This window comes from Lacticaseibacillus boliensis (assembly GCF_054784775.1).
The window spans coordinates 33,452-40,041 of the sequence record NZ_BAAIHN010000027.1 but is presented as its reverse complement, the minus strand read 5'-3'; the positions used below and the strand labels follow the sequence as shown (position 1 = coordinate 40,041).

Below are 6,590 nucleotides of genomic sequence, written 5' to 3'. Positions count from 1 at the left end.
CGTGATGGTTTTCGTCGACTCAACCTTAGCATATAGGCGCACCCAATGGGTGAAACACCAAAGCAGCGCAGTCCCGTGTGAATCATGGGATTGCGCTGCTTTTTTGAAATTCTATGAATAATCCAGGCTAAATATTTAACGAACTGCTCCGGTTCATGCACCGCCTCTTGCGTGGCATTCGTCTTGCAAATATCCTTGACGATGTCACTCGTTCAAGACATTTGAAAAGCTTCTTGTCGTCTTCTCGGTAAGCCTGTTGACGACCACAAACAGATCCTATTTCTCAGAAGTTCTGTCTTGATCTGTCGATGCCAGTGCATCGACAGCGGCAAGTACCGCTTGCTCAGCCGTGTATCGCGGCCACCAACCCAGAACAGTCTTGGCTTTTTGGTTAGAAACGTCATGAGAAATAGTGCGCATCAAGTTACCTTCACGGGCGGTGCGATTGAAATGCGCCCCAACACTCAGAATCCAATTTGGCAACGTTTTGCTGGGCAGTTGCCCTGCCAAAGCTGGGCGTTCCTGCCGAATCAACGCCGCCATTTGCGGCATTGACAACGGTCCATCAGCCACTGCCAAGAAGCGTTGTCCGGCAGCATCAGGCACCTGCATCGCCAGAATGTGCATGGCAGCCACATCACGGGCATCGACGACACTGACAGTAATATCCGGAATACGTTTAAAAGACCCATTTAAAAGATTCCTGACGATTCCAAAACTGCCGGATACGTGGGGACCCAACGCGGTCCCAAGCATGGCCCCGGCGTTTATAGTCGTGAACTCAAGTTTACTGCCAGAATCCTTGAGATAGGCCCAGGCACGCTGTTCAGCAATCAGTTTCGACCGCTCATATAAAGACAGTCCTGGTTGCTCCGGGTCGGTCCAATCTCGCTCGGTGGTCTGCCGATCCTGATCTAGATTGGAAAAACCAACTGCACCAAAATTGCTCGTCATCACGACGCGCCGTACCCCGGCATGCTCTGCTGCCTTCAAGATTCGAAGCGTCCCTTGCACCGCAACTTCGGCAGTCGCAGAGCTTGTATTTTCGCCGTTGACGAAGACCGGTGCGGCAACAGAAAAAACAGTATCGACACCGGCCATGGCGGTCTGCCAGCCAACATCCTGAGTCAGATCAGCTTTGACAAAGGTCAGCCGCTCGAGATTTTTGACCCCGGCGTCTTTCAGCGGGGCCGTAACTTGTTCCTGCTTGTTTAAACTTCGCAAGGTTGCTCGAACTGGCAAATTCTGGGCGAGCAGTTGCGCGATGAGGTGTAAGGCGAGAAACCCGTTCCCGCCGGTGACTAAAACTGGACTGATCATAAACATTTCCTTCTTCTGTTGTCTTTAGTGACTACTTAAGCTATGGTCGAAGCATAAACCCTAGAGCGTACTCTAGGGCAAGCAAAAGAGGAAAGAATATTGACCTATACAATCAAAGAAGTCGCCGAGAAAACCGGTCTGAGCATCTACACCCTCCGTTTCTATGATAAGTCAGGCCTGTTGCCGTTTGTTGCTCGCAACACTTCAGGCTACCGCGAATTTACCGATGGGGACCTGCAGCTGCTACACACGATCTGCTGTCTAAAGAATACCGAGATGAAAATTGCGGATATCCGGACCTACATTACCTACGTCATGCAAGGCCCCAACACGGTCAAGCAGCGTCAAGCGCTCCTTGCCAAGCACCGCGAAAAAGTCGTCGCCAAGCAAGCGCAACTGGCACAAAATCTGCAGGAGATCGACTATAAACTGAACATGTATAGCTCACCTGACGCAATCGCTCAGGTTAAAGATGAACTGCGACTGGCAAAAGCCGACAAGCGGCAAGCCGGTTTATCTGATCCGTATCCGATATCTCAGTAAACATACGACAGACAACCTTCATTCGAGAACGCTATCTCTCTGCTTAAAAAATCGGGAGCTGACTCATGACAGAACCGCTCGCATAGGAGGCTGCTCAATGATACTCGTGATTGATACTGAATCCACCGACGCCTACAACCACCTCAATGGAATCCTACTAATCGCCATCCTCGGAATACCGAGGATTTTTTTGCGGAACGAAACCGCTTGAACTCCTACCGATGGGCAACCGAAAAAAGTACATCTTATTTGTTGCCTATCGACTCAAATAATCCAGCGCCACTCCAACTAGAATGGGACCTCACAGATCTGCGTAAACTGATGGACGGATATGCAATAGTTCATCAACGTCAGAATCTTACGAAACAAAAATGCCCTATCCCCAGTTGAATACCGGAAGCAAGCCAAAGTTGCTTAGTTCAAAACCTAAACTTTCTGTTGTGAATCAGATGTCCGCAGATTTTTACCATCGTCCCAACCACTGAATGATACGCGACACGATCTCCGCCGGCATCAGGTCGTCCGTGCCCACGACTAGGTCTGCCAATTCGTAGTAGCGCGGGTCGCGCTGGGCCTGCAGATCGGCCAACTCGGCTTAGCCGAGTTGCTTTGCATGATCGCCGTCCACATGGTCGGGTCGCTGGCCGCGATCCGCGTCGGGTCGCCGAACCCACCGGCGGCAGATAACACGTTACGTAGCGCCATGATCTGGCCGGCGTGGCGTTGCCGTTCACCAAAAAGTAGCGCGCTTCAGCAAACAAGCCCGCGCGGCCGGCCTTGACGCCAGCCTTTTCAGAGCCCGCCATTGGATGGCCGCCAACGAAGGTGACCCCGGCAGCCATCACCATAAAGATTGGAGATATGCTACCCTAGTTCAACCACCACTACCCAAGTTAGTAATAAACTTTTGGGTCAGTTTTGAAATATGCTCTTTCTTCCAAATAGCAGCCTCCTTGATTGTAACTTGTGGCTTTCTCAACGGATAGTAATCAATTGCACTGTTTAAAGTATCTGTAAAGCTTCCCGGGACAAGTGCAATTCCCAATCCGCTAGCCACTAATCCAAGCAGTGCTAGATCTGTATCGGCTTCTTGAATAATCGTCGGGGTAAAACCGCTATTATGGCAAACGGTAATCAGTTGATCATAAGAATAAGGCCGTCTTTCTCGTGAATAGGTGATGAATGGCATTGAACTCAACGAACTTAAATGACCATTATTATCAATTTGTAATTTGGAATCTTTAGCAACTGCAATCACAGCCGGATCAGAATAGATAAATTTGTGATCTAAATTTTTAAATGATTTATCATAATAAGCCACGATGCCAACATCGGTTTCTCCGTTATTGACTGCATATTCTAGTGCAGGCGAGTCCATTTCAAATAATTCAAGTTTGACTTCCGGAAATTTTGAGCGAAATGAAGAGATGATATTGGGCATGACGTTGTGTAATCCCATGCTATTATACGCAATGCGCAGGATTCCAGCTTGGCCATTGGCTACCGCTAATCCTTCCTGGACGCCTTGTTCAATTAAGCCCAGTGATTGCGTAATTTTAGTTTTAAAAACGCTTCCTGCTGGCGTTAATTTAACTGAGCGTGTGGTTCGTTCAAATAATTTAAAGCCTAATTCCGCTTCCAATTTCTTAATCTGAAAACTCAAGGGTTGTTCTGAAATATGCAATGCTTCTGCGGCCTTACGAAAATGCAAAAAACGTGCCAACGTTAAAAAGTAGTTCAATTGTCTTAATTCCATTGCAGTTGGTCCTTTCAACTTATTACCAATGGTTTACGTGTTAAATGACACGAAACAAGTGTTATACGTTTTATAATAATACCTCTATACTGTGAATGTGTCAGCATACTGATACAACAAGAAAACGACGTCATTCGTTGTAAATTTGAGTCGCCGTAGTCGTCTATCCAGCGATTTACTGTGAAATATTGGCTTTGAATGTCGTGTCATCGGCTACTGGCGCAAATTTAAACGCCAATGATGGCGTTTTCTATTATTTTTTGGGAGGTCAGGTCGTAGAAATGAGAACTAAAAACAAATGGTTACAGCCGATTACGTTCTGGGCAGGGTTAGGCGCCGTTTTTGTCGTGATACAGTTGTATTGTTATTTAAGGTGGATCTTTTCTGATAATTTTAAACCAGTTACTCCTGGGGTTCATGGTGTCCCAGCATTCTCACACATGACGATTATCGCTTTTGAAGCAATCAGCATGATTGGTCTTGTCATTGCAATTATTTGGTTCATTCGAGGAATTAAAAAAACAGGCAAGATTGACACCGTCCGCCTGCTGATGATTGGTTGGCTGTCCGCCTACTGGTTAGATCCCTTTCTTAATTATTTGAAGCCCATGTTCACCTACAACACATCGTTGGTGAATTTTGGGAGTTGGGCGAACTACATTCCTGGGTACGTGGCTCAGAATGGCGAGAAAATTGCCGAACCGCTTTTGGTAAATCCGGCAAATTATTTTATGACTTTTACAATCACGACGATGGCCGTTGTTTGGACCATGAAAAAAGTTAAAGAAAAGTTTCCCAATGTCAAACTTTGGGTTCAGATCTTAAGTGGTTTCCCAGCGGTTTGGATCGTCAACAGTATCCTAGATGCTGTTGCGACTAGATATCTCAATTTTGATGCTTGGTTGATCACTAACCATACTTTGTCTTTATGGGGTGGAAAATTTTATCAATTCCCCATCAGCGAATTTATTACATTCCCATTGATTTTTATAGCGGGTGCGCTATTGGTTTATTATCAAGACGAGAATGGCCATACAGCAGTCGAAAAAGGTTATGACCAACTTGACGTGGCTGATTGGAAAATTACCATTTTACGAATCCTAGCCGTAATTGCGTTTGTAAACCTACTTAATTGGTCTTATACAGCCTTATCAGGGCTAATCGCATTGGGCGGCGATTCATGGCCAGCATATGTGCCCAATTGGATTAGTGACCATCAAATTCCATTTTTGAAATAGCGAAATCGGGCAGCAATGATCTGGTTTACGTTTGTTCAATTGTTGCTCAACAATCCGACGTCAAGTAGCGTTTCGAAGATTATCCATGGTTCAACCTATTATTATTCTAAAGTGTTTTAGACCAGTTCTTGAATCAAATATATCCTTAACACTGCGGCAAATAAAGTTGGACTTATTTCGATAATCTTGTGGCGAATTTGGATGTAAATTACCACAAAGATAATCGTTCAGTCCGTCAGAGTTATTGTCATTGTACGAAAACATAGAAGCCAGAACCGACGCATAGTTCACGTCAGTTCTGGCTTCTTTTGGACAAAATCAAACCTGAATTATATGTCAGATTTCAGATGCCTGATGATTTTTACTGTCGTCTCAGCCACGTATCAATCTGCGACACGATCTTCGCCGGCGTCAAGTCGTCTGTGCTCACGACCAGGTCTGCCAGCTCGTGGTAACGCGGGTCGCGTTGGGCCTGCAGATCGACCAACCCGGCTTGACCGAGTTGCTTGACCAGCGGGCGGTTGGCGTCGCCGCCGATTCGGCGCAGGATCGTCTGCGGGCTGGCTTCAAGCAGCACCACCGGCGTCGGGTGAGCCTTGAGCAGATCGAAATTTGCCGGCTGCATCGGGGTGCCGCCGCCAGTCGACAAGATGCCGCCTGCTTCAAGCGCTGAAATCAGCGTCTCGTGTTCGAGCTGGCGAAAGCCTGCCTCGCCGCGTGCGGCAAAGATCTCTGGGATCGTCTGGCCGGCGGCAGCGACGATCAGATCGTCGAGATCGCGGTGCTGACAGCCGAGCCGTCTGGCGAGTGCTTGGCCAACGGTGGTCTTACCGGCACCCATAAACCCTACTAAAATCACTGCCATGGCTATACCTCCAGATCAGAATCGATGCTTTTGCGAACGCGTTGGGCAGCGGCAAAAAAGTCGTGCAACGCAGCCGGGTCGCGCGTGGCGACCAAGTCGCGCGCGTGCTGGAGTTCGGCGATATAATCGTCGAGCTCGCCGGTGATGACATCCGTGTTGCTTTGCATGATTGCCGTCCACATGGTCGGGTCGCTGGCCGCGATCCGGGTCGTATCGCGGAAACCACCGGCGGCAAACTTCAACGTCTCGGGCTTATCCGCCAACCCTTTGGCCGCGGCCAGTGCCAACGCGGCGGCGGCGACATGCGGCACATGCGAGATGTGGCCGACAAGCCGATCGTGTTCCGTCGCGGAAAGCTCTTCGAAATATGCCCCGGCAGCAGATAACACGTTGCGCAACGCCATGATCTGTTCCGGCGTGGCGTTGCCGTTCACCAAAAAGTAGCGCGCTTCAGCGAACAACCCCGCGCGGCCGGCCTTGACGCCAGACTTTTCAGAGCCTGCCATCGGGTGCCCGCCAACGAAGGTGACGCCGGCAGCCATCAACGGCTTAGCGGCGGCCATCACCATCGTCTTGGCGCTGCCGGTGTCGGTGACGATCACGCCGGCTTTGAGCTTCGTGGTCGCCAGCGTTTTGAGATCGGCAACGATCTGCGTGACCGGCGTCGCCAAAATGATCACTTCAGCGTCGCCGGCGTCTGCCCAGCCGCTGGCGACTTCATCGACCACCTTGTGATCTCCGGCCCAAGCCAGGCTGTCAGGGTTGGCATCAAAGCCGACCACATGCACATCCCCGCGGCGCTGACGGATCGCCCGCGCCAGGCTTGAGCCGATCAACCCGAGGCCTTGAATAAATACTGTCGTCATGA

6 protein-coding genes and 1 pseudogene are annotated in these 6,590 nt (G+C 49.2%); 2 read left to right on the top strand and 5 right to left on the bottom strand.

The window, feature by feature from the left end; translation table 11 throughout:
- Positions 1–276 precede the first annotated feature (276 nt).
- Entirely contained in the window at positions 277–1,320 is a 1,044-nt protein-coding gene (locus tag ACYVRB_RS10835) for an NAD-dependent epimerase/dehydratase family protein (protein WP_461215355.1), read from the bottom strand.
- Between the two features lie 99 nt (positions 1,321–1,419).
- Here ACYVRB_RS10835 and ACYVRB_RS10830 point away from each other — a divergent pair, with 99 nt between their 5' ends.
- Positions 1,420–1,863, top strand: a complete 444-nt coding sequence (locus tag ACYVRB_RS10830) for a MerR family transcriptional regulator (RefSeq protein WP_461215353.1) — start codon at positions 1,420–1,422, stop codon at positions 1,861–1,863.
- Positions 1,864–2,463: 600 nt separating this feature from the next.
- On the opposite strand, the pseudogene ACYVRB_RS10825 reads toward ACYVRB_RS10830, so the two are convergent.
- Together ACYVRB_RS10825 and ACYVRB_RS10820 are read right to left on the bottom strand one after the other, a co-directional pair.
- Positions 2,464–2,690: pseudogene (locus ACYVRB_RS10825) on the bottom strand (prephenate dehydrogenase/arogenate dehydrogenase family protein); the annotation flags it as partial.
- 47 nt (positions 2,691–2,737) lie between these two features.
- A complete protein-coding gene (locus ACYVRB_RS10820; RefSeq protein ID WP_461215352.1) occupies positions 2,738–3,619 on the bottom strand; it encodes a LysR family transcriptional regulator in 882 nt (293 codons plus the stop codon).
- A 281-nt stretch (positions 3,620–3,900) separates the two neighbouring features.
- Between ACYVRB_RS10820 and ACYVRB_RS10815 the strand changes: the two genes are divergently transcribed.
- Positions 3,901–4,857: a spirocyclase AveC family protein gene (locus tag ACYVRB_RS10815; protein WP_461215351.1), complete on the top strand. Its 957-nt coding sequence runs from the start codon at positions 3,901–3,903 to the stop codon at positions 4,855–4,857.
- A 361-nt stretch (positions 4,858–5,218) separates the two neighbouring features.
- On the opposite strand, the gene ACYVRB_RS10810 is transcribed toward ACYVRB_RS10815, so the two are convergent.
- Both ACYVRB_RS10810 and ACYVRB_RS10805 read right to left on the bottom strand, forming a co-directional pair.
- The gene (locus ACYVRB_RS10810; RefSeq protein WP_461215349.1) at positions 5,219–5,722 is read right to left on the bottom strand and encodes a shikimate kinase; all 504 of its coding nucleotides are present in this window, start codon (positions 5,720–5,722) and stop codon (positions 5,219–5,221) included.
- Positions 5,723–5,724: 2 nt separating this feature from the next.
- Positions 5,725–6,588: a prephenate dehydrogenase gene (locus ACYVRB_RS10805; RefSeq protein WP_461215348.1), complete on the bottom strand. Its 864-nt coding sequence runs from the start codon at positions 6,586–6,588 to the stop codon at positions 5,725–5,727.
- Positions 6,589–6,590 lie beyond the last annotated feature (2 nt).

Bases quoted from the DNA above. Each gene is read 5' to 3' on its own strand.
- ACYVRB_RS10815 (WP_461215351.1), top strand. From the start codon at position 3,901: ATGAGAACTAAAAACAAATGGTTACAGCCGATTACGTTCTGGGCAGGG.
- ACYVRB_RS10810 (WP_461215349.1), bottom strand. From the start codon at position 5,722: ATGGCAGTGATTTTAGTAGGGTTTATGGGTGCCGGTAAGACCACCGTT.
- ACYVRB_RS10835 (WP_461215355.1), bottom strand. From the start codon at position 1,320: ATGATCAGTCCAGTTTTAGTCACCGGCGGGAACGGGTTTCTCGCCTTA.
- ACYVRB_RS10820 (WP_461215352.1), bottom strand. From the start codon at position 3,619: ATGGAATTAAGACAATTGAACTACTTTTTAACGTTGGCACGTTTTTTG.
- ACYVRB_RS10805 (WP_461215348.1), bottom strand. From the start codon at position 6,588: ATGACGACAGTATTTATTCAAGGCCTCGGGTTGATCGGCTCAAGCCTG.